Annotated in this window: 15 protein-coding genes; 9 read left to right on the top strand and 6 right to left on the bottom strand. The window is 67.6% G+C overall.

Annotated elements, in window-relative coordinates:
* Nucleotides 1–4 precede the first annotated feature (4 nt).
* From QX121_RS25400 to QX121_RS25415, 4 genes are all read left to right on the top strand, one after another.
* Complete coding sequence (locus QX121_RS25400; RefSeq protein ID WP_315813328.1) at nt 5–3,526, top strand: hypothetical protein; 3,522 nt, start codon at nt 5–7, stop codon at nt 3,524–3,526.
* 151 nt (nt 3,527–3,677) lie between these two features.
* Complete coding sequence (locus QX121_RS25405; protein ID WP_315813329.1) at nt 3,678–4,511, top strand: hypothetical protein; 834 nt, start codon at nt 3,678–3,680, stop codon at nt 4,509–4,511.
* 153 nt (nt 4,512–4,664) lie between these two features.
* Nucleotides 4,665–5,591 carry a sulfite exporter TauE/SafE family protein gene (locus tag QX121_RS25410; RefSeq protein ID WP_315735837.1) on the top strand — a complete coding sequence of 309 codons (927 nt, stop codon included), beginning with the start codon at nt 4,665–4,667 and terminating at the stop codon, nt 5,589–5,591.
* The gene (locus tag QX121_RS25415; RefSeq protein ID WP_315735834.1) at nt 5,588–6,367 is read left to right on the top strand and encodes a TIGR02186 family protein; all 780 of its coding nucleotides are present in this window, start codon (nt 5,588–5,590) and stop codon (nt 6,365–6,367) included. The genes QX121_RS25410 and QX121_RS25415 overlap by 4 nt, the downstream gene beginning before the upstream one ends.
* A gap of 11 nt (nt 6,368–6,378) precedes the next feature.
* On the opposite strand, the gene QX121_RS25420 is transcribed toward QX121_RS25415, so the two are convergent.
* Together QX121_RS25420 and QX121_RS25425 are read right to left on the bottom strand one after the other, a co-directional pair.
* Nucleotides 6,379–7,158 (bottom strand): MBL fold metallo-hydrolase, encoded by a 780-nt coding sequence (locus QX121_RS25420; RefSeq protein ID WP_315813330.1) that lies wholly within the window; start codon nt 7,156–7,158, stop codon nt 6,379–6,381.
* On the bottom strand, nt 7,155–8,075 hold the full coding sequence (locus QX121_RS25425) for a DMT family transporter (RefSeq protein WP_315813331.1): 921 nt from the start codon (nt 8,073–8,075) through the stop codon (nt 7,155–7,157). The genes QX121_RS25420 and QX121_RS25425 overlap by 4 nt, the downstream gene beginning before the upstream one ends.
* 97 nt (nt 8,076–8,172) lie before the next feature.
* On the opposite strand from QX121_RS25425, the gene QX121_RS25430 reads away from it, so the two are divergent.
* Nucleotides 8,173–9,039: a LysR family transcriptional regulator gene (locus QX121_RS25430; protein WP_315813332.1), complete on the top strand. Its 867-nt coding sequence runs from the start codon at nt 8,173–8,175 to the stop codon at nt 9,037–9,039.
* Nucleotides 9,040–9,286: 247 nt separating this feature from the next.
* On the opposite strand, the gene pdeM is transcribed toward QX121_RS25430, so the two are convergent.
* The 4 genes from pdeM to QX121_RS25450 form a co-directional block, all read right to left on the bottom strand.
* The gene (gene pdeM, locus QX121_RS25435; RefSeq protein WP_315813341.1) at nt 9,287–9,940 is read right to left on the bottom strand and encodes a ligase-associated DNA damage response endonuclease PdeM; all 654 of its coding nucleotides are present in this window, start codon (nt 9,938–9,940) and stop codon (nt 9,287–9,289) included.
* A gap of 49 nt (nt 9,941–9,989) precedes the next feature.
* Entirely contained in the window at nt 9,990–12,695 is a 2,706-nt protein-coding gene (locus QX121_RS25440) for a ligase-associated DNA damage response DEXH box helicase (RefSeq protein ID WP_315813333.1), read from the bottom strand.
* Nucleotides 12,696–13,080: 385 nt separating this feature from the next.
* Nucleotides 13,081–14,310, bottom strand: coding sequence for an ABC transporter substrate-binding protein (locus QX121_RS25445; protein ID WP_315813334.1), 1,230 nt, complete (start codon nt 14,308–14,310; stop codon nt 13,081–13,083).
* Between the two features lie 108 nt (nt 14,311–14,418).
* The gene (locus QX121_RS25450) at nt 14,419–15,345 is read right to left on the bottom strand and encodes a methyltransferase domain-containing protein (protein WP_315813335.1); all 927 of its coding nucleotides are present in this window, start codon (nt 15,343–15,345) and stop codon (nt 14,419–14,421) included.
* A gap of 115 nt (nt 15,346–15,460) precedes the next feature.
* Between QX121_RS25450 and QX121_RS25455 the strand changes: the two genes are divergently transcribed.
* From QX121_RS25455 to QX121_RS25470, 4 genes are all read left to right on the top strand, one after another.
* Nucleotides 15,461–16,507: a ligase-associated DNA damage response exonuclease gene (locus QX121_RS25455; protein ID WP_315778391.1), complete on the top strand. Its 1,047-nt coding sequence runs from the start codon at nt 15,461–15,463 to the stop codon at nt 16,505–16,507.
* The gene (locus tag QX121_RS25460; protein ID WP_315813336.1) at nt 16,504–18,369 is read left to right on the top strand and encodes an ATP-dependent DNA ligase; all 1,866 of its coding nucleotides are present in this window, start codon (nt 16,504–16,506) and stop codon (nt 18,367–18,369) included. Before QX121_RS25455 ends, QX121_RS25460 begins: the two co-directional genes overlap by 4 nt.
* A gap of 120 nt (nt 18,370–18,489) precedes the next feature.
* Nucleotides 18,490–18,798, top strand: a complete 309-nt coding sequence (locus QX121_RS25465) for a DUF6460 domain-containing protein (RefSeq protein ID WP_315735819.1) — start codon at nt 18,490–18,492, stop codon at nt 18,796–18,798.
* A gap of 13 nt (nt 18,799–18,811) precedes the next feature.
* Entirely contained in the window at nt 18,812–19,546 is a 735-nt protein-coding gene (locus QX121_RS25470; protein WP_315813337.1) for an MBL fold metallo-hydrolase, read from the top strand.
* The last annotated feature ends 93 nt before the right edge of the window (nt 19,547–19,639 follow it).

Here is a 19,639-nt window from a genome sequence, read left to right on the forward strand (position 1 = left end):
AGACATGAATTCGCGCGTACCGTGGAGTAATGAAGGCATCGACCCGTCCGTCCGTGAAAGGGCCGAGGCCGCGGCGCAACGCGCCGGCATGACGCTGAACGACTGGATCAACTCCACGCTCGGCGCATCTACCCCGCCCGACTTCCGTGGCAGCCACGCGCCGCGCAGCACGCCGACCGTCAGCCGCGATGCCCGCGAGGTGACCGACATCCACCAGCGGCTCGACTCCATCGCACGGCAGATCGAGCAGATGTCGCGCCCCGTCGCGCGCAAGGATGCGCCACGCGACGAGCAGGGCGTCGCGCGTCAGCTGAACGATGCGATCTCGCGGCTCGACGCCCGCCTGTCACAGATCTCGACGCCGCTGCGCAAGCCGGACACCGAAGACCGCTATCGTGGTCCTGACGGCGTCGAGCGCGCCGCTGCGCAGCTCTACCGGCCCGCCCAGCCGCTCAGCGCGGGTTCGTTCGACGTGGCCGTCGCGGAGATCAGCGCCCGCCAGAGCGAGCTCGACAATGCGCGCCCGCTGCCGCCGCACCAGGCGCCGCCGACCGCGCCCGCCATGGCATCCGCAGCAGCGCCGTTGATGACCCCGATCAGCGCGCCGCTGACGCCGCCGCAACCGGCCGCCCCCACGCCCGATTTTTCGCTGCTCGAACGCCATCTGCTGAAGATCACGAGCCAGATCGAGGCGCTGCATCGCCCCGACGACGGCATCGAGCAGTCGATCGCCGGCTTCCGCAACGAGCTCTCCGAGATTCGTCACGCCATCACCGAGGCGATGCCGCGCCGGGCGATCGAGTCGATCGAGAACGAGATTCGCTCGCTGTCGCGCCGCATCGACGAGAACCGCAACACCGGTGTCGACGGCCAGGCACTGGCCGGGATCGAGCGCGCGCTGACCGACATCCGCGAGGTCGTCGGCTCGCTGAAGCCTGCCGAGCAGCTCGCCGTCTATGACGAGGCGATCCGCAATCTCGGCGCCAAGCTCGACCTGATCCTGCGCGCCAATGACGACCCCGGCACCGTGCAGCAGCTCGAAAGCGCCATCGCGGCGCTGCGTGCGATCGTCGCCAATGTCGCCTCCAACGACGCCCTGGAACGGCTGTCGGACGATCTTCGGCAGCTGTCGTCGAAGGTCGACCAGGTCACGCAGGCGCGCGACAATCACGAGTCGTTCCACGACTCCTTTGCGGCGCTCGAACAGCGCATCGCCGCGCTGACCTCGACGCTGGAGAGCCGCGAGCCGCCGTCGGCAGCGCGCGACAACACCGCCCAGATCGAGGACGCGCTGCGCGGCCTGTCCGACCGCATCGACCGCCTGCAGGTCGGCAACGACGGCTCATCGGCGATCACCCATCTCGAACAGCGGATCAGCTATCTGCTGGAGCGGCTCGAGGCCGCCAACGACCCGCGCGGCGGCAACATGACCCGCGTCGAGGACGGCCTGCAGGACATCCTGCGCTATCTCGAACGGCAGCAGGCGACATTCGCAGCGCTGGCGGAGAGCCGGTCGCAGCGCGAAACGTCGCAGGACGGCGGCCTGATCGACATGGTCAAGCGCGAGCTGTCCGACATCCGCTTCAGCCAGACCGAGACCGACCGCAACACCCAGGACTCGCTCGAGGCCGTCCACAACACGCTGGGGCACGTCGTCGACCGCCTCGCCATGATCGAGGGCGACCTGCGCAATGTGCGCGCCACCGCGGGCCCGCCGGCCGCGCTGCCGCCGCTGGCACCGCCAATCGAGTCGCCGATGCCGGCTGCACGCGCGCCGGCGCCCCAGGCCTTTGCCGAGCCGGCCAGGCCAGAGCCTGCCTACCGGCCGGAGCTGCCCAATCCGGCGGCCGAGCAGCCAGCGGGACAGATTGTCGCTCCGGCCGCGGGTCAACAGGCGTTCGCGGCCGCCTCGCGCGACTTCCACGCCGCTCAGGCGCCGGCGGCTACCATGCCGCCGCCGATTCCGCCGAAAGCGATCGCCGACATCCTGGAGCCGCACGCGGCACAGGCGCCCCGCGCGACCGTCATCGTCCCCGAGCTGCCACCGGATCATCCGCTCGAACCGGGCACCCGTCCCCCTGGCCGGACCGCATCGCCCGCGGAGCGGATCGCCGCGTCCGAGGATGCCCTGAGTGAGCTTCCCGCCGGTAAGCGGGAGCCGGTCTCGACGTCGAGCTTCATCGCGGCTGCGCGCCGCGCGGCGCAGGCCGCGGCGGCCGCACAGCCCGCTGACGCCAAGAAGGCGAAGAAGGACAAGCCGAAGGAGAAGGCCAAGGAGCCGCCCAAGGACGTCGTCAAGGAAGTCGCCAGCGACGTCGCCAAGCCCAAGGCCAAACCCAAGGACAAGCCGACGTTCGCTCTCACAGCTGAGGGTGACGAGGAGGTCTCGACCATCGGGTCGAAGATCCGTTCGCTGCTGGTCGGTGCCAGCGTCGTGGTGATCGTGCTCGGCACCTTCAAATTTGCGATGTCGCTGCTCGACAGCGGCAGCACGCCGCCGCCGATCTCGCCGATGGAAACCCAGGGCGAGGCGCCGCGGGCGCAAATGCCGTCGGCCTCGCCGGGCCTGTCGCCGCGGCCGACGACGCCCGACCAGAGCGTGCCGTCGTTGACGTCGCCGACGCCGATCGACCGTCAGTCCTACAACCGGGCCATGCCGAGCGAAGCGGAGACGATCGCGATGCTCGCGATCCCGCAGGACGTCGAAAAGCCGGCCACGGTACCCGCTGCCGTCCCCACTGATGTCACCGGCACGATCCCAACCGCCGCCAACGGCCAGAAGCTCGGTCTGGTGCAGGTGCCCGCCTCCGAGAAGCTGCCTGATGCCATCGGCGGACTGGCGCTGCGCAACGCCGCTCTGAAGGGCGATCCGACCGCCGCCTACGAGGTCGGCGTGCGCTTTGCCGAGGGCAAGGGTGTCGCGGCGAACTATGAGGAAGCCGCGAAGTGGTATGACCGCGCGGCACAGGCGGGGCTGATCCCGGCGGTCTTCCGTCTCGGCACCTTCTACGAGAAGGGTCTCGGCGTGAAGAAGGACGCCGACATCGCCCGCCGCTACTACGTCGTCGCCGCCGAGCGCGGCAGCGCCAAGGCGATGCACAACCTCGCCGTGCTGGATGCCGACGGCGGCGGCAAGGGCGCGAACTACAAGAGCGCCTCGCAATGGTTCCGCAAGGCCGCCGAGCGCGGCGTCGCCGACAGCCAGTTCAACCTCGGCATTCTCTATGCCCGTGGCATCGGCGTCGAACAGAACCTCGCCGAGTCCTACAAATGGTTCACCCTGGCCGCAGCGCAGGGTGACGTCGATGCCGGGCGCAAGCGCGACGATGTCGCCAAACGGCTCGATGTCCAGTCGCTCGCCGCGGCCAAGCTCGCGATCCAGACCTTCACGGTCGAACCGCAGCCCGACGACGCCGTGAATGTGCCGGCACCCGCCGGCGGCTGGGATGGCACGCAGGCGATCGCCAAGGCAGCCGCGGCCAAGGCGGCGCTGGCGAAGCGCGCGGCTGCGACGGCGCTGCGCTGACGAGGGCATTTCTCTGGGCAGGCTGACGAGCGCTCGCGCGCGGCCTGCAAAATCCTCCCGGCTTGCGATCGCGCCGCCATAGTGTCGCGCGGTCGATCGATATAGGTTGTCGCGGCGGATCATCACGAGCGCCGCGAGGGAGCATCGACGCGTGTCAGCGGGGAACGAACAAAACGACGGCGCGCGCTTCCTGCAGTCGCCGACGGGCCCCCGCGTGCCGCCGCGGACCACGGCGAACGTCGCCCCCGCTCCGCCTCCTCGCCAACCAATCCAGCAAGTGACCGACGGCTATCCTGCGGCGTTCCGATGGCGTCGGCTGGCTTCCGTCATTTTCTTCGTTGCAATCCTACTCGGCGGGGGCATTCGCGCCTACCGCGACCTGTCGCGACCCGACGCCTGGTCGTTCTGGAAGGATCAGTACATCTCGCCGAGTCTTTCGGCGGCGCTGGTCGCCGACCCCGTGCTTGCCGGGCTGGGCGACAGGCGCGCCGTGCTCGCCGTCAGCGGCCACATCGGACCCGCGGCGGCCGGCTGGCTGCGCGAACGGATCAGCGAGGCCCATCTCAAGCCGGGCGACCTGATCCTGCTGTCCTCGCCCGGCGGCAACCTCGACCAGGGAGTGCTGATGGGCGAGATCATCCGCGCTCACGGACTCGCCACCGCCGTCGGCGTGGCCGACAATTCCGGCCGCATCCGTCCGGGCTTCTGCGCCAGCGCCTGCGTGTTCGCCTTTGCCGGCGGGCAGACCCGCTATGGCCTCGATGGCTCGGCGCTCGGCGTGCACCGCTTCACGTCGGAGGCCCGTGGCGCCGACGCGGTCGCCGACACCCAGCGCGTGACCGGCGCCATCCTCGGCTATATGACACGCATGGGCGTATCGTCGCAGGTCATCGAGGCGATGTCGCAGACCCGCGAGATCCGCTGGCTCGATCCGAGCGATGCCGAGGCCATGAGGCTGGTGACCGCGCCGCTCAAGGCCCTCTGACGGAGCGCCCAGACCCCCACGCTCGGCGCCGGTGGATGTCACTTTGGGCGGGAATGACTGATCCCTTCGCTCCCATTTTCGGTTATGCAGGAGCCCGGCGTCCTGCTTCGCATGCGCGGGATGCTCGCTCGAAGGTTCGCAGAGGCCGCGCCGATGCAGATTTATCTTCCGATCGCCGACATCCCGGTCAACATCTTCCTGTTGCTGGCGATGGGCGCGGCCGTCGGCTTCGTCTCCGGCATGTTCGGCATCGGCGGCGGGTTCCTGATGACGCCTCTTCTGATCTTCGTCGGCATCACGCCCGCGGTCGCGGTCGCCTCGGTCTCCAGCCACATCGCCGCCTCCTCGTTCTCCGGCGCGCTGTCCTATTGGCGGCGGCGCGCGATCGATCCCTCGCTGGCCTCGGTGTTGATGATCGGCGGCGCGCTCGGCACCGGGCTCGGCGTCGCCACCTTCACCCTGTTGCGTTCGCTCGGCCAGCTCGATCTGATGATCGCGCTGTCCTATGTCGCCCTGCTGACGAGCGTCGGCGGCACGATGTTCTGGGAGGGTCTGCGGGCGATGATGCGCGCGCGCCAGGGCGCGGTCGCGACCGTGCGGCGTCCGGGCAGCCATGTCTGGATCCATGGCCTGCCGCTGAAGATGCGCTTCAAGCGCTCGAAGATCTATGTCTCCGTCATTCCGGTGATCGCCATCGGCCTCATCATCGGCTTCCTCGGCGCCGTGATGGGCATCGGCGGCGGCTTCATTCTGGTGCCCCTGCTGATCTATCTGCTGCGCGTGCCGACCTCGACCGTCATCGGCACCTCGATGGTCCTGACGCTCGCGACCATGATGATCGCGACCATGCTGCACGCGATGAGCAATCATCTGGTCGACGCCGTGCTGGCGCTGATCCTGATGGTCGGCGGCGTCACCGGCGCGCAGTTCGGGGCCCGCGCCGGCCAGATGATCCGCGGCGAGCAGCTGCGGCTGCTGCTCGGCCTGCTGATCCTCGCCGTCGGCATCCGGTTCGCGATCGAGCTCGTGATCAAGCCCGACGACCTGTTCACGATCCGCGAGACCGAGATCAGCAGATGACGCCGCTCCGCCTCGCCAGCCTCACCTTCATGCTGCTGCTTGCCGGCGCCGCATCGGCGCGCGCCGAGCGGCTGATTGTCTCGGTCTCCAACCATCGCGTGACGGTGACGCCGAACTATTCCGGCGAGGAGCTGGTGCTGTTCGGCTCGGTCGAGAAGGACGTCCAGACCCCACCGGGCCGCACCGCCTATGACCTCGTCGTCACCGTCCGCGGGCCGCGCGCGGACATGGTGACGCGGCGCAAGGAGCGCAAGTTCGGCATCTGGATCAACACCGACTCGCGCCAGTTCCTCAAAGTGCCCGGCTATCTGGCGCTGTTCGCCAACCGCCCGTTCGACACGATGGCCGCGCCCGAGGTGCTGCGCCGGCAGCAGCTCGGACTCAACAACGTATTGTTGACCCAGCGCGTCGGTCCCGACTATGCCGACGTGGTCCCGAACGACGCGTTCCGCAGCGCCTTCGTGCGACTGCAGTCGCAGCACGGCCTGTATCGCGAGGACACGTCCGCGGTGACCCTCCTGACGCCGACCCTGTTCCGTACCGGCATCCCTCTGCCCGCTGCGGTGCCGATCGGCACCTATGAGGTCGAGATCAAGCTGCTCGCCGACGGCGCGCTGGTCACCAAGACCGAGACCGCGTTCGAGATCGTCAAGGTCGGCTTCGAGCAGTTCGTCGCGAACTCAGCGCGGCAGAACGGCTTCGTCTATGGTCTCGTCACCGCCGCGATGGCACTGATGACGGGATGGATGGCCTCGATCGTGTTCCGTCGGGATTGATCTTTTCCGCCTCATTGCGAGGAGCTGGGCGACGAGGCGATCACCGTCCTCACACCGGGCTCCAGAAGCTTCAGCCGCGCACCGAACCCGAGCGCATCGAAGGTCTTGCGCAGATCCTGCGCGTCCTGGCGGAAATGGGCCCAGCCGTCCGTGTGAACCGGAACGATGGCGGCCTCGGCAAACACGCGCGCGGTCTCGACCGTGTCGTTGGTATCCATGGTGAGATGGAACGGCCCGCGTGTCTGCGCCGCTCCGGCAAAGGGCATCACGACGCTAGGCTTGAAACGCCGCGCCACCTCCGCCACGCCGTCATAGAACACCGTGTCGCCACTGACATAGACGGTCGCGCCCTGCTGCGGGATGAGGACGAAGCCGATCACATCGCCCGCGAGCGGCTCGATGCCGGCGGGACCATGGCGCGCCGGCGTCGCCGCGACCGTCAATGTCCTGCCGCCCTTGCTGAGCTGCGTCGTCTGCCACGGCGCCAATCCTTCCGCCGGCGCACCGAGCCTGCCTGCGCCGACTTCCGTCGTGAGCACGCGCGGTGCACGTGTCAGGAAGGCGCGGCCGCCGTGGTCGAGATTGTCGGAATGCTGGTCATGGCTCAGCAGCACCGCATCGACCTCGCCGATCGCCTCCGCGGTCATCGCCGGTCCAGTGAGCTTCTCCAGCACGACATGCGGCAATTCATAGCGGCCGGGAGCATCGAATGTGGGATCGGTCAGCAGGCGGAAGCCATCGATTTCGATCAGGGCGGTCGGGCCGCCGATCAGGGTGATCGCAACGCTCATGATGATGCTCCAACGGTTCGGGCCGGCGCCCGCGTGACCAGATAGATCCCGAGCGCGACGGGAACGACGCCGAGCAGGTCCTGCAGCGCCACGTGCTCGCCGAGCACCAGGAAGGCGAAGATCATCGCCAGCGGCGGCATCACGAAATGATAGGCGCTGGCGGCGGTCGCGCCGCAGACTTTCAAGAGATGGAACCAGAGCACATAGGCCAGGATCGAGCCGCCGAGCACGAGGAAGGCGAACGCGCCGATCAGTTGCGCATTCGGCACGATCTCGCCCACGTGCGACACGCCGAGCGCGACCGGCCACAGCACCAGCCCGGCCGAGAGGTTCTGGATGCCGTTGCCGACCCACAGGCTGCCCTTCGGGGCGAGCTGCTTGAACAGGATGGTGCCGGTCACGATCGAGGCCAGCGCCGCCAGCGTATAGAGAATACCTTCGAGCTGGTCGGTCCCGACGGACATGCGGTGCCAGACGATCATGGCGACGCCGATGGTGCCGAGCGCGAGGCCCGAGATTTTGCGCAGGGTCAGCGGCTCGCCCAGCAGCAGCGCCGCGAACACCGCCGTGAACACGGGATTGGCCGAGACGATCAGGCCGCCGAGCCCCGCCGACACCGTCTGCAGCCCGGTGTAGCCGAGGCCGAGATAGAGCGCGTTGTTGGCGATGCCGATGATCGCGAACACGGCCGCATCGCGCCAGCTCATGCGCAGCTCGCCCCGGACGGCCGACACCACGACAATGAGGACGCCGGCGAGCGAGAACCGCGCCGCGAGCAGCAGCAGCGGCGGACAATAGGTCACGCCGACCTTGCCGGCGACGAAGGCGAAGCTCCACAGCAAGCAGAACAGACCGATTTCGAGCGGCAGCAGGTTCGACTTCATCGGGGTCACGGCAACCGAGGAAACGGACGACATCGGAGCTCTCCTTCGTCGCCGGTGTAGGGCTGTTCTTTCCCATTTGGAAATTAAATGTTAGACTGACACTCAGTGGTTTTCCGAATGGAGGTCCCGCGTGCTCGATCTGGACCTGTTGCGCAGCTTCGTGTCGGTGGTCGAGGCCGGCGGCTTCACCCGCGCCGGCGAGCGCGTCCACCGCACGCAATCAACGATCAGCCAGCAGATCCGGCGGCTCGAGGAGGATCTGGGCCAGACGCTGCTCAACCGTGACGGCCGCGAGGTCACGCCGACCGAGGCCGGCGAGCGGCTGCTGTCCTATGCCCGCCGCCTGCTGGCACTCGCCGAGGAGGCCCGCGATGTCGTGGCGCGGCCCGGACCCGACGGCGCGGTGAAGCTCGGCATCCCCGAGGATTTCGCGGCCTACCGGCTCGCCAAGCTGCTCGCCGCGTTCTCGCGCGCCCACCCCGATCTGCGGCTCGACGTGCGCGCCGACCAGAGCCTCAACCTGAAGCGCGACATCGAGCGCGGCGATCTCGATCTGGCGCTGCTCAAGCGCGGCGTCGACGACACCAGGGCAGCGATCGCGGCGTGGCCGGAGCAGGTCTATTGGGTGACCAGCAAGGCCCATCCCGTCGACCTCGACGCCCGCTCGCTGCCGCTGATCGGCTTCCCGCTCGGCTGCCTCTATCGGACCCGGGCGATCCATGCGCTGGAGAGCAGAGGGCGCGCCTGGCACATGGCCTACACATCGTCGAGCCTCGCCGGCATTCAGGCCGCGGTCGCGGCCGGGATGGGGCTGAGCATTCTGTCCGAGATGTCGGTGCAGTCGGAGCACCGCGTGCTGACGGCGCGCGAGGGCTTTGCGCCGATCGAGCGCACGGAGGTTGCACTGGTCGCCTCGCCCGACGCGAGCCCGGCGACGTTGCGCCTGGCCGACCGGCTGGCCGAGTTCTGCGAGAAGGTGCAGGCGAAGGCGGCCTGACGGGCATTCGTCCGCGGCTCCTGCGACCATGGCGCCACGAGCAAAGTGCATTCCCTCCCCCGCTTGCGGGGAGGGCTAGGGAGGGGGCCGCTCCAACAGCGGTGCGCTTGGCGCCCCCTCTCCAACTCTCCCCCGCAAGCGGGGGAGAGGGCGCAGCGGTGCGCGCAGCGGGCATGATCCAGTCCAGCTTCGAATGATCCGTTCGACCTCTGATCACTGATCCAACTAATGAATTTCCATCATCCGACTAATAGCACCGCGCCGCGGCGATGCTGTGCAGGCGCCTATCTCCCAGCACATGCGCAATGAAGGCGCGCTTCGGAAACAGCTTGGCGAAGGCCGCGTCGCGCACGCTCAGGCCGCCGGCATAGGCGCCGAACGCCGGCATCACGGCGCGCTCGCCGTCGGAGACGAAGCAGCGTCGCTCCAAAGTGCGCGCCCGCGTCGCCACCCGCGCTTTGGGGTGCAGATGGCCGGCGATCTCTCCACGCGCGCCGGTCGGCTCGTGACGGAAGCTGATCGCGCCGACCGTGATCTCGTTGACCACCTCGCCGCCGATGCCGCGCGGGGCCGGATCGTGGTTGCCCGTGATCCAGATCCAGTCGCGGCCGACCTGGAGGTTGGCAATGCAGGCGCGATCGTCACCGGTCAGGCGCATATGCGCGTCGCGATCGTGAAAGCTGTCACCGAGCGCGATCACGGCGCGCGGATTGTAGTTCGCGACCACGGCGGCCAGCCGGTGCAAGGTCGCGGCGGTGTCGAACGGCGGCAGCAGCGTGCCGCGTGACGCGTAGCTCGAGCCTTTTTCCAGATGCAGGTCGGAAACGATGAGCAGGCGCTGCTCGTCCCACACCAGCGCGCCGGAGAGATCGGCGCGCAGCGCGATGCTGGCGACGTCCATCATTCCCGATGCGCAGACAGTCCCCCGCAAAGCCGCCTCGCTTCTCGATCTACCCCATCGCTTCCTTCACGAGTTCCTCGGCAGCTTCCGCCAGGAGCTCGTCGGCGGCCTCGCCATAGACGGATTCGCGGCCGATTTCCAGCATCACCGGCACCGCCAGCGGCGAGACGCGATCGAGTTCCCGATGGGTGATTCGTCCCTCGATGCGCTGGAGCATATCACCGAGCCGCTTCAGATCGAGCAGGCCGGTGGCGGCATCGGCGCGCGCGGCGCGCAACAGCATGTGATCGGGCTGATGCCGGCGCAGCACGTCGTAGACCAGATCGGTCGAGAACAGCACCTGGCGGCGGGTCTTCTCTTCGGTCGTCGAACGCCGCGCGATCAGGCCGGAGATGATCGCACAGGACCGGAACGTGCGTTTCATCAGCGCCGATTCGGCCAGCCACGCTTCGAGGTCGTCGCCCAGCATGTCCGGATCGAACAAGGCGGCGAGATCGAGCCGGCCTTGGCTGACCATCAACGACATGTCGCCCAACCCCCACACCGCGAGCGCATATTCATTGGCGACGAAGCCGAGCGGCCGGACGCGCGCCCGCTCCAGCCTTCGCGTCAACAGCATGCCCAGCGTCTGATGCGCGAGCCGGCCCTCGAACGGATAGCAGACGAGATAATGCTTGTCGGAGCGCGGGAAGGTCTCGACCAGGAGCTCGCGGCGCGCCGGCACGCGCGACACGTCCTTCTGCAGCAACAGCCAGTCGCGCACCTGCTCCGGCAAGGCCGACCATGCGCGGCGATCATCCAGCAAGCCGCGGACGCGATCGGCGAGATAGGTCGACAACGGAAACTTGCCGCCCATGTAGGACGGCACCTTGGGATCGGCATCGTTGGCGCGCGACACATACACCTGGTCCTCGGCCAGCGCCTCATAGCGCACGATCTCGCCACTGAACACGAACGTGTCGCCGAGCGTGAGCCCTTCGATGAACGCCTCCTCGATCTCGCCCAGCAGCCTGCCGCCGCGCGCGATCGCGCCGGTCGAACCGGCGCCGCCGCCGCGCGAGCGCACCAGCCGCACCTTCAGCATCGCCTCCTCGACGATGGTGCCGACGTTCAAGCGATAACTCTGCCGCACCTTGGGATTGGCGACGCGCCAGCGTCCTTTTGCATCCTGCTTGATGCGCGCGAAGCGCTCATAGGTCTTCAGCGCGTAGCCGCCGGTGGCGACGAAGTCGATGACATCGTCGAAATCGGCGCGCGACAGCGACGCATAGGGGGCCGCAGTGATGATCTCCACATAGAGCTCGTCGCTGAGGAACGGCTCGGCGCAGGCGCAGCCGAGCACGTGCTGCGCCAGCACGTCGAGCGCGCCGGTGCGCAAAGGCGGCGTGTCCTGCGCATTGTCGGCTATGGCATCGATCGCGACCGAGCATTCCAGCACCTCGAAGCGGTTGGCCGGCACCAGCACCGCCCGCGAAGCCTCGTCGAGCCGGTGATTGGCACGGCCGATGCGCTGCATCAGCCGCGAACAGCCCTTGGGCGCGCCGACATTGATGACGAGATCGACGTCGCCCCAGTCGACGCCGAGATCGAGCGAGGAGGTGCAGACGACGCCGCGCAGCCTGCCTGCCGACATGGCCTCCTCGACCTTGCGGCGCTGCGCGACGTCGAGCGAGCCGTGATGCAGGGCGATGGCGAGATTGTCGTCATTGATGCGCCAGAACTCCTGGAACAGCATCTCGGCCTGGCTGCGGGTGTTGACGAACACGAGCGTGGTCTTGTTTCGCTTGATCAGCTCGTACATCTCGGCCAGCGCATGGCGCGCGCTGTGGCCGGCCCACGGCAGCCGCTCCTGCGTGTCGAGCATCTCGACCACCGGCGGCGCGGCGCCGCCGGCGACCACGACATCGGCCGCGGCTATGCCACCGCTCGGCTGCGGCACCAGGAAGCGCGCGAGCTGCTCGGGCTCGGCGACGGTCGCCGACAGGCCGATCATGCGCATGTCCGGCGCAAGCCGCCACAGCCGCGCCAGCGCGAGCGACAAGAGATCGCCGCGCTTGGAGGTCACCAGTGCATGCAGCTCGTCGAAGACCACGCGCTTCAGTGAGGAAAACAGAAACGGCGCATCGTCGGACGACAGCAGCAGCGCCATCTGTTCGGGCGTCGTCAGCAAAATGTCCGGCGGATAGCGGCGCTGGCGCTGCCGACGCGACACCGGCGTATCGCCGGTGCGGGTCTCGACCTTGATCGGCAGGCCCATCTCCGAGATCGGCGCCTCGAGGTTGCGGGCGATGTCGACCGCGAGCGCCTTCAGCGGGGAGATATAGAGCGTGTGCAGGCCGGCGGGTCGCGGGATGCGGTTCGCCGTCTGCTTGCTCTTTTCCGTGTTCGCGAGTTCGACCAGTGCATTCGGCTCGGTGCCGGGTGCCACCATCGACACCGCCGCCGGAGGCCCCCCTCCCCGCCCCTCCCCCACAAGGGGGGAGGGAGTGGAGAGAGCGGATGGCTTGGCAGGAACAGAACGATGCTTCGGCGCGACGGCGGAGCCGAGCTCCACCAAGGTCGGCAGGAACCCGGCGAGCGTCTTGCCGGCGCCGGTCGGGGCGATCAGCAGCGCCGAGCGTTGCGCGCGCGCCTTCTCCAGCAGCGCCAGCTGATGCGCGCGCGGCGCCCAGCCGCGCGCCGCGAACCATTCGGTGAAATGGTCGGGCAAGGCGGCGCTGTCGTCAGGCGGGACTGGTGAGACGCGGGGCGGCACCGGGGGAAGGTAGGCAGTCGCCCGCGGTTCGTCGAGGGGCGGATAGGCGCCTTAGCCTTCACGGCTGCCGTGCCAGCCTATCCTGAAGCGCACCAGCGCCTCGCCACGCTCCGCCGTCGTCCCCGCGAACACAGGGACCCATACCGCGGAATCCATCGGTGAGACGCTTACTGCCAGTCATCGTCCCAACAAAGCCGGTGGTTATGGATCCCTGCGCCGCGTGCGCAATTGCGCACTAGGCAGGGACGACAGCGGAGTTTGAGGCTGCATCCCTCGCCACATCGTCATTGCGAGGAGCGAAGCGACGAAGCGATCTAGACTGCGTCCGCGGAGGAACTCTGGATTGCGTCGCTTCGCTCGCAATGAAGAATGAGACCGCTGCCCCCTACTCCGTCATCGGCTTCTCGGAGATGCTCCAGTCCTTGCCGTCGAAGATCGAGATGTAGAGCGTCTTCATCGGCGTGTAGTCGTCCGGCGTGTAGGCGTAATTGACTCCATCGAGGAAGAACGGCGAGTGGAAGCCGGCGAGTGTCGTGGCGTGCTTCAGCACGTTCTCGCGCGTCAGCGTATCGCCGCAGCGGCGCAGGATCTCGCCCATCGACACCGCCTGGCCGTAGCCGGCATAGGCGATGGTGTTGTCGGGATCGATACTGGGCAGGTACTTGGCGCGCAGCGCCTCGAAGCCCTTCACGTCCGGATCGTCCTTCCACTGCGGCACGCCGGCGTCCTTGGAATAGCGGATCGCGACGATGCCCTTGGCATTCTCGAGGCCGGCGGCGGACAGGATCGAACGGCCGGTCGAGCCCGCCGACAGCAGCTGCAGCGGCTTCCAGCCGAGCTCGGCCACCTTGCGGATCGACTGCGACGAGGCCTTTCCCGTGCTGATGTTGTAGAACACGTCGGCGCCGGACTTCGACAAATTGATCAGCTGCGAGTCCACCGTCGGCTCGGTGAGATCATAGGTCTGCTCCATGATCACCTGCGCCTTGCCGCCGGCGTCGGCCAGCACCTTCTTGAACGGTCCCAGGAAGTCGCGGCCGAAATCGTCGTTCTGATAGAGGATGCCGATCTTGGCTTCCGGCTTCACGCTCAACACGTGCTTGGCGAGAATGCGCGCCTCGGTCGGATAGAGCGGCAGCCCCGCCATGGTCCATTTGTAGTTCTTCGGATCATTCCACTTCGAGGCGCCGGTGTTGAGCAGCAGCTGCGGCACGCCCTTGGAATTGAGGTATTTGTGCACGGCGGTCTGCGGCGCGGTGCCGAGCGAGCCGTACAGCGCCAGCACTTCGTCCTGCTCGACCAGCCGCCGCGTCGCCTCGACGCATTTCGGTGCGCTATAGGCATCGTCCATGGTCAAGAACTTGACCTTGCGCCCGTTGATGCCGCCCTGCTCGTTGAGCATCTGGAAATAGGCTTCACCCACCCGGCCGAGCACGCCGTACAGCGAACCGGGACCGGAATGCGGAATGGTCTGACCGATCTTGATCTCGGTGTCGCTGGCGCCGGCATCATATTTCTTCTCGGCAGCCCAGACGTAAGGCGAGGCGATGGTCGAAGCGCCGATGGTCGCAAGCGCGGTGGCGCAGAAATCGCGCCGCGTCAGATGTTTTTTCATTTTTGTCTCTCCCTAGACTACCGACATTTTTTGGCATCGGGAGAGCTGCGGCAAGAGCGAAGTTGCCGCATTGGACGCTGCGTGCAGCGCATTCAATAGCGTGTAGACTCAAGTCCTGACGGCGACCACGGCCAGCCCGCGCACCGGCAGCTGCTCCTCGGTGCGTGGCGACGCCGGCTCGAGATGGGCCAGCTTCAATCCCGCGGCCGCGATCACGCCACGGACATATTCCGCTCCATGGGCATAACGCAGCCCCTTCCCCATGATCACACCGTCGCCGTCATGGGTCTCAACGGTAAAGGTCAGCAGCCCGTCCGGCGTCAGCACACGTTGCGCCTCGCGCAACACCGGGCCGAGGTCGCCGACATAGACCATCGCATCGGCTGCGAGAATGAGATCAGCAGACGCAACGTCCTGGCGCTGCAGCCCTGCGGTCATGTCGTCGACCTCGAGCCCGGCATAGAGCCCGGTGGCGCGCGCCTCCGCGATCATGCCGGCCGACAGGTCGATGCCGATGAAGCTGTCGACGTTGCTGGCGAACGCCGCTGCACCCAGCCCGGTGCCGCAGCCGAGATCGATCGCGCGCTTGAAATAGGCCGGCTTGCGCTCGGCCGCGCGCACCGCGATCACCGCCTTGAACAGGATCGCGGGCGCGCGGTAGTGCAGCCGCTCGATCAGCTCGGTCTCGAAACGCGGCGCGTACTGGTCGAACAGCGACTGCACATAGGCCTTCGGCATGTCCGAGAGCGGCGCGGCGCCGAGCTGCATCAGACGCACAGCGGCACCGTGGCGGTCATCCGGATCGGCGACGCAGGCGTTCCGGAAGGCAGAGATTGCCTTGTCGGTTTCACCGAGCGCGATCCTGATCTTGCCGAGTTCGAACCAGGCCGAGGCGAAGCTGGGGGCGACCTCGATGGCCTGCTCCATCACCTCGGCGGCCGCGACCAGGTCGCCCTTCAATTGCAGGTCGCGGGCGAACTCGTAGCGGCGGTCGGCGATCAGATCGCCGGAGGACAGGAACAGGCGGTTGGGCATGGGAACCATCGTCGTCAATGCGGGCTTCTCATCGAGGAGATGGATGCGCGGGTCAAGCCCGCGCATGACGAGATGGAAACTGGCACGACCTGAAAACGCGTCTTGCGTGACCTATATGACCGGCATGCGCCCGCAAGACATCCTGCTGCCCGTTCCCTCCGGCCTGTGCTGCAAGGCCGGCGGCTTTCACATCGATCCCGTGCGCCCGGTCGAGCGGGCGCTGATCACCCACGGCCATTCCGATCATGCCCGTGCCGGCCACGGCGCCGTGCTGGCGACGCAGGAGACGCTCGACATCATGCGGCTGCGCTATGGCGAGAATTTTGCGGGCTCGATCCAGGCGATCGGCTATGGCGAGGAGATCAGGCTCGGCGACGTCACCGCGAGCTTTCATCCCGCCGGTCACGTGCTCGGCTCGGCGCAGATCAAGGTGTCCTGTGGCGGGACCTGCATCGTCGCATCCGGCGACTACAAGGATGCGCGCGATCCGACCTGCGCGCCGTTCGAGCTGGTACAATGCGACGTCTTCATCACCGAGGCGACGTTCGGCCTACCTGTGTTCCGTCACGGCGACGCAGCGCTGGAAGTGAACAAGCTGCTGGCCTCGGTGGCGCTGTTTCCCGACCGCGCGCATCTGGTCGGCGCGTATTCCCTCGGCAAGGCGCAGCGCGTGATCGCGCTGATCCGCGAGGCCGGCTATGAGCAGCCGATCTACCTGCATGGCGCGATGGAGAGGATCACGCGCTACTATCGGGACAAGGGAATCGCGCTGGGCGAGCTGAGGCCTGTGAAGGGCGTCAAGAAGGCCGAGCTCGCCGGCACGATCACGCTGGCGCCGCCGAGCGCGACCTCCGACCTGTGGACGCGGCGCTTTCCCGATCCCGTCACGGCCTTCGCCTCGGGCTGGATGCGGGTGCGCGCCCGCGCCCGGCAACGCGGCGTCGAGCTGCCGCTGGTGATCTCGGACCATGCCGACTGGGACGGGCTGACCGCCACCATCGCGGCGACCGGCGCAAGCGAGGTGTGGGTCACCCACGGCCAGGAGGACGCGCTGGTGCATTGGTGCCGGAGCAAGGGCCTGGCGGCCCGGCCGCTCGACCTGGTCGGCTATGGCGACGAGGAGGAGAGCGAGGTGGTGGCGACGGAGGACGCGGAGGCATGAACCGCTTCGCCGAGCTGCTCGACCGCCTCGCCTATGAGCCCGGCCGCAACAACAAGCTGCGCCTGCTGACGTCGTACTTCCGCGAGGTCGAGGATCCCGATCGCGGCTACGCGCTGGGCGCGCTGACGGGCGCGCTGTCGTTCAAGCACGCCAAGCCGGCGCTGATCCGCGACCTCATCGCCGCGCGCACCGATCCGGTGCTGTTCGCGCTGTCGTATGATTATGTGGGGGATCTCTCGGAGACCGTCGCGCTGATGTGGCCGAAGGCCGCTTCCAATCAGCTGCGCGTTTCCGGGTACCCCCCTCCCCAACCCTCCCCCACAAGGGGGGAGGGAGCAGAGCTGGACTCGGAGCTCTCATCTCGGACAACATCCAAAGCGGGCTCAACAAGCGAGCTCGCCCTTCCGAGCACCGCTCTCTCCGTTCCCTCCCCCCTTGTGGGGGAGGGTCAGGGAGGGGGGTGCCACACAAGTGGTCTTACGAGAGCATCCGGCCACAACAACCCGCCACCGCCGACGCTGACCGAGGTCGTCACCACCCTGCGCACCCTCGGCAAGACCGAGATGCCGCGGCAACTCGCGCAATGGCTGGATGAGCTCGACGAGACCGGGCGCTGGGCACTGCTGAAGCTGGTCACCGGGGGCTTGCGCATCGGCATCTCCGCGCGGCTTGCCAAGACCGCAGCAGCCGCGCTCGGCGACAAGGACCCGCACGAGGTCGAGCTGATCTGGCCGGGGCTCGCGCCGCCCTATCTCGACCTGTTCGCCTGGCTCGAGGGCCGCGGCGACAAGCCGGTCAACCGCGATCCCGCGCCGTTCCGCCCTGTGATGCTGGCGCATGCGGTCGAGGACGACGACTTCGCCGGCATGAACGCGGCCGACTACATCGCGGAATGGAAATGGGACGGCATCCGCGTGCAGGCGGTGAGCGGCCGCGAGGCCGACGGCCGCGTCGTCACACGGCTGTATTCGCGCAGCGGCGAGGACATCACGGGAAGCTTTCCGGACCTGCTGCCATCGCTGCATCTGCCCGGCGCGCTCGACGGCGAGCTGCTGGTGGTGCGCGATCAGCGCGTACAGAGCTTCAACGTGCTGCAGCAGCGGCTGAATCGCAAGACGGTGTCGCCGAAGCTGATGAAGGAGTACCCGATCCACCTGCGGGCCTACGACCTGCTCGGCGATGAGGACAATGACCTGCGCGAGCTGCCGTTCGCCGAGCGCCGCGCGAAGCTGGAGGCGTTCATCAAGCGCCTGGACGATCCGCGCGTCGACCTGTCACCGACGATTGCGTTCGCGAGCTGGGATGCGTTGAAGGCTGCGCGCGCCAATCCCGCCTCGGCCGGGGCCGGCGACGATGCCGAGGCCGTGGAAGGCGTGATGCTGAAGCGGCGCGACGCGCTGTATCTGCCGGGGCGTCCCAAGGGGCAGTGGTGGAAGTGGAAGCACGATCCGCACATCATCGACGCCGTGCTGATGTATGCGCAGCGCGGCCACGGCAAGCGCTCGTCCTATTACTCCGACTACACGTTCGGCGTCTGGACGGCGGGAGACGGCGGCGATCAGCTGGTGCCCGTCGGCAAGGCCTATTTCGGCTTCACCGACGAGGAGCTGCTGCAGATCGACCGCTTCGTCCGCCGCAACACCACGGAGAAGTTCGGTCCCGTCCGCCACGTCCTGCACGAGCCCGGGCAGGGGCTGGTGCTCGAAGTGGCGTTCGAGGGCCTGCAGCGCTCGCCGCGGCACAAATCCGGCATCGCGATGCGCTTTCCGCGCATCAACCGGTTGCGCTGGGACAAGCCACCGCGCGACGCCGACCGGCTGGAGACGCTGGAGCGCATGCTGAAGAGCGAGACCCCGGCGTGACAGCGCGGGAACATTAAATGCCAGTAACCAGCTTGCGGCGGCGAGCCGGGTTCCCCACCTGCCCTGCCGTGCTTTATAATCGGGCTCGCGAATCCGACGAACCCGCCTGGAGACGATGACATGTCGAACGACATCAGGGACTATCCGGCCCGCGCCCGCAGCTCGGATGGCCTGTATCGCTTTCTCGGCGGCTCGCCGCTGTCGGTGGCGTTCCGGCTGGTCCTGCTGTCGATCCTGGTCGGCGTGGTGCTGTCGGCGATCGGCTTCGATCCCTTGAACATCCTGCACAGCATCCGGCTGCTGTTCATCCGGCTGTACGAGCTCGGCTTCGACGCCTTCAACTGGCTCTGGCGCTACTTCCTGCTCGGCGCCGTGATCGTGATCCCGATCTGGTTCCTGTCGCGGCTGTTCGCCCCGCGCGGCCGGTAGAGAGACGCAGCCGATGCAGCTCCGCTTCGTCGGCTGCGGTGACGCGTTCGGCTCGGGCGGCAGGTCCAACACCTGCTTCCATCTGACCGGCTTGCGCACCAATCTCCTGATCGACTGCGGCGCCTCGTCGTTACCGGCGCTGAGGCGGCTCGGCATCGCCTGCAACGATATCGAACTGATCCTGATCACGCATTTCCATGGCGATCATTTCGCCGGCCTGCCGTTCCTGCTGCTCGATGCGCAGTTTTCGCGCCGGACGCAGCCGCTGGTGATCGTCGGCCCGGCCGGCATCGAGGCGCGGCTGACGCAGGTGATGGAAGCGCTGTTCGAGCATTCGTCGCGCACGCCGCGGAAATTCGAACTGTCGGTGATCGAGCTCGCGCCTGAGCAGCCAACGCGCTTCGGCGCGGTCTGCGTGACGCCGTTTCCAGTCGTCCACGGCAATTCGGGCGGACCGTTTCTCGGCTACCGGATCGAGGCCGAGGGAAAGATCGTCGCCTACACCGCCGATACCGAGTGGACCGACAGCCTGATCCCGCTCGGCCGCGACGCCGACCTGTTGATCGCCGAGGCCTACACCTACGACAAGGCGGTGAAGAACCATCTCAGCCTCGCGGCGCTGGAGGCGCATCTCGGCGAGATCGGGCCGAAGCGGCTGGTGCTCACCCATATGAGCGACGACATGCTGGGCCGGCTGGACCGCATCGGCCATGTGGCCGCGCATGACGGCATGAGCATCGACCTCTAGCTGAGAGACGCGAAAGGCCGCTAAGACCAGGAGAGACGCGCGTGCCGCGCGCTTTGCCAATCCGCGAGACGTTCTTGACCGCTTCAGCAAAAA

It is taken from the genome of Bradyrhizobium sp. SZCCHNR2028 (genome assembly GCF_032380995.1).
Taxonomy (GTDB): Bacteria; Pseudomonadota; Alphaproteobacteria; order Rhizobiales; family Xanthobacteraceae; genus Bradyrhizobium.

What these genes read in the sequence shown, in the direction of transcription:
- QX121_RS25400 (WP_315813328.1), top strand. Translation starts at nt 5, where the DNA reads ATGAATTCGCGCGTACCGTGGAGTAATGAAGGCATCGACCCGTCCGTC.
- QX121_RS25410 (WP_315735837.1), top strand. Translation starts at nt 4,665, where the DNA reads ATGCAGATTTATCTTCCGATCGCCGACATCCCGGTCAACATCTTCCTG.
- QX121_RS25415 (WP_315735834.1), top strand. Translation starts at nt 5,588, where the DNA reads ATGACGCCGCTCCGCCTCGCCAGCCTCACCTTCATGCTGCTGCTTGCC.
- QX121_RS25420 (WP_315813330.1), bottom strand. Translation starts at nt 7,158, where the DNA reads ATGAGCGTTGCGATCACCCTGATCGGCGGCCCGACCGCCCTGATCGAA.
- QX121_RS25425 (WP_315813331.1), bottom strand. Translation starts at nt 8,075, where the DNA reads ATGTCGTCCGTTTCCTCGGTTGCCGTGACCCCGATGAAGTCGAACCTG.
- pdeM (WP_315813341.1), bottom strand. Translation starts at nt 9,940, where the DNA reads ATGGACGTCGCCAGCATCGCGCTGCGCGCCGATCTCTCCGGCGCGCTG.
- QX121_RS25445 (WP_315813334.1), bottom strand. Translation starts at nt 14,310, where the DNA reads ATGAAAAAACATCTGACGCGGCGCGATTTCTGCGCCACCGCGCTTGCG.
- QX121_RS25450 (WP_315813335.1), bottom strand. Translation starts at nt 15,345, where the DNA reads ATGCCCAACCGCCTGTTCCTGTCCTCCGGCGATCTGATCGCCGACCGC.
- QX121_RS25455 (WP_315778391.1), top strand. Translation starts at nt 15,461, where the DNA reads ATGACCGGCATGCGCCCGCAAGACATCCTGCTGCCCGTTCCCTCCGGC.
- QX121_RS25460 (WP_315813336.1), top strand. Translation starts at nt 16,504, where the DNA reads ATGAACCGCTTCGCCGAGCTGCTCGACCGCCTCGCCTATGAGCCCGGC.
- QX121_RS25465 (WP_315735819.1), top strand. Translation starts at nt 18,490, where the DNA reads ATGTCGAACGACATCAGGGACTATCCGGCCCGCGCCCGCAGCTCGGAT.
- QX121_RS25470 (WP_315813337.1), top strand. Translation starts at nt 18,812, where the DNA reads ATGCAGCTCCGCTTCGTCGGCTGCGGTGACGCGTTCGGCTCGGGCGGC.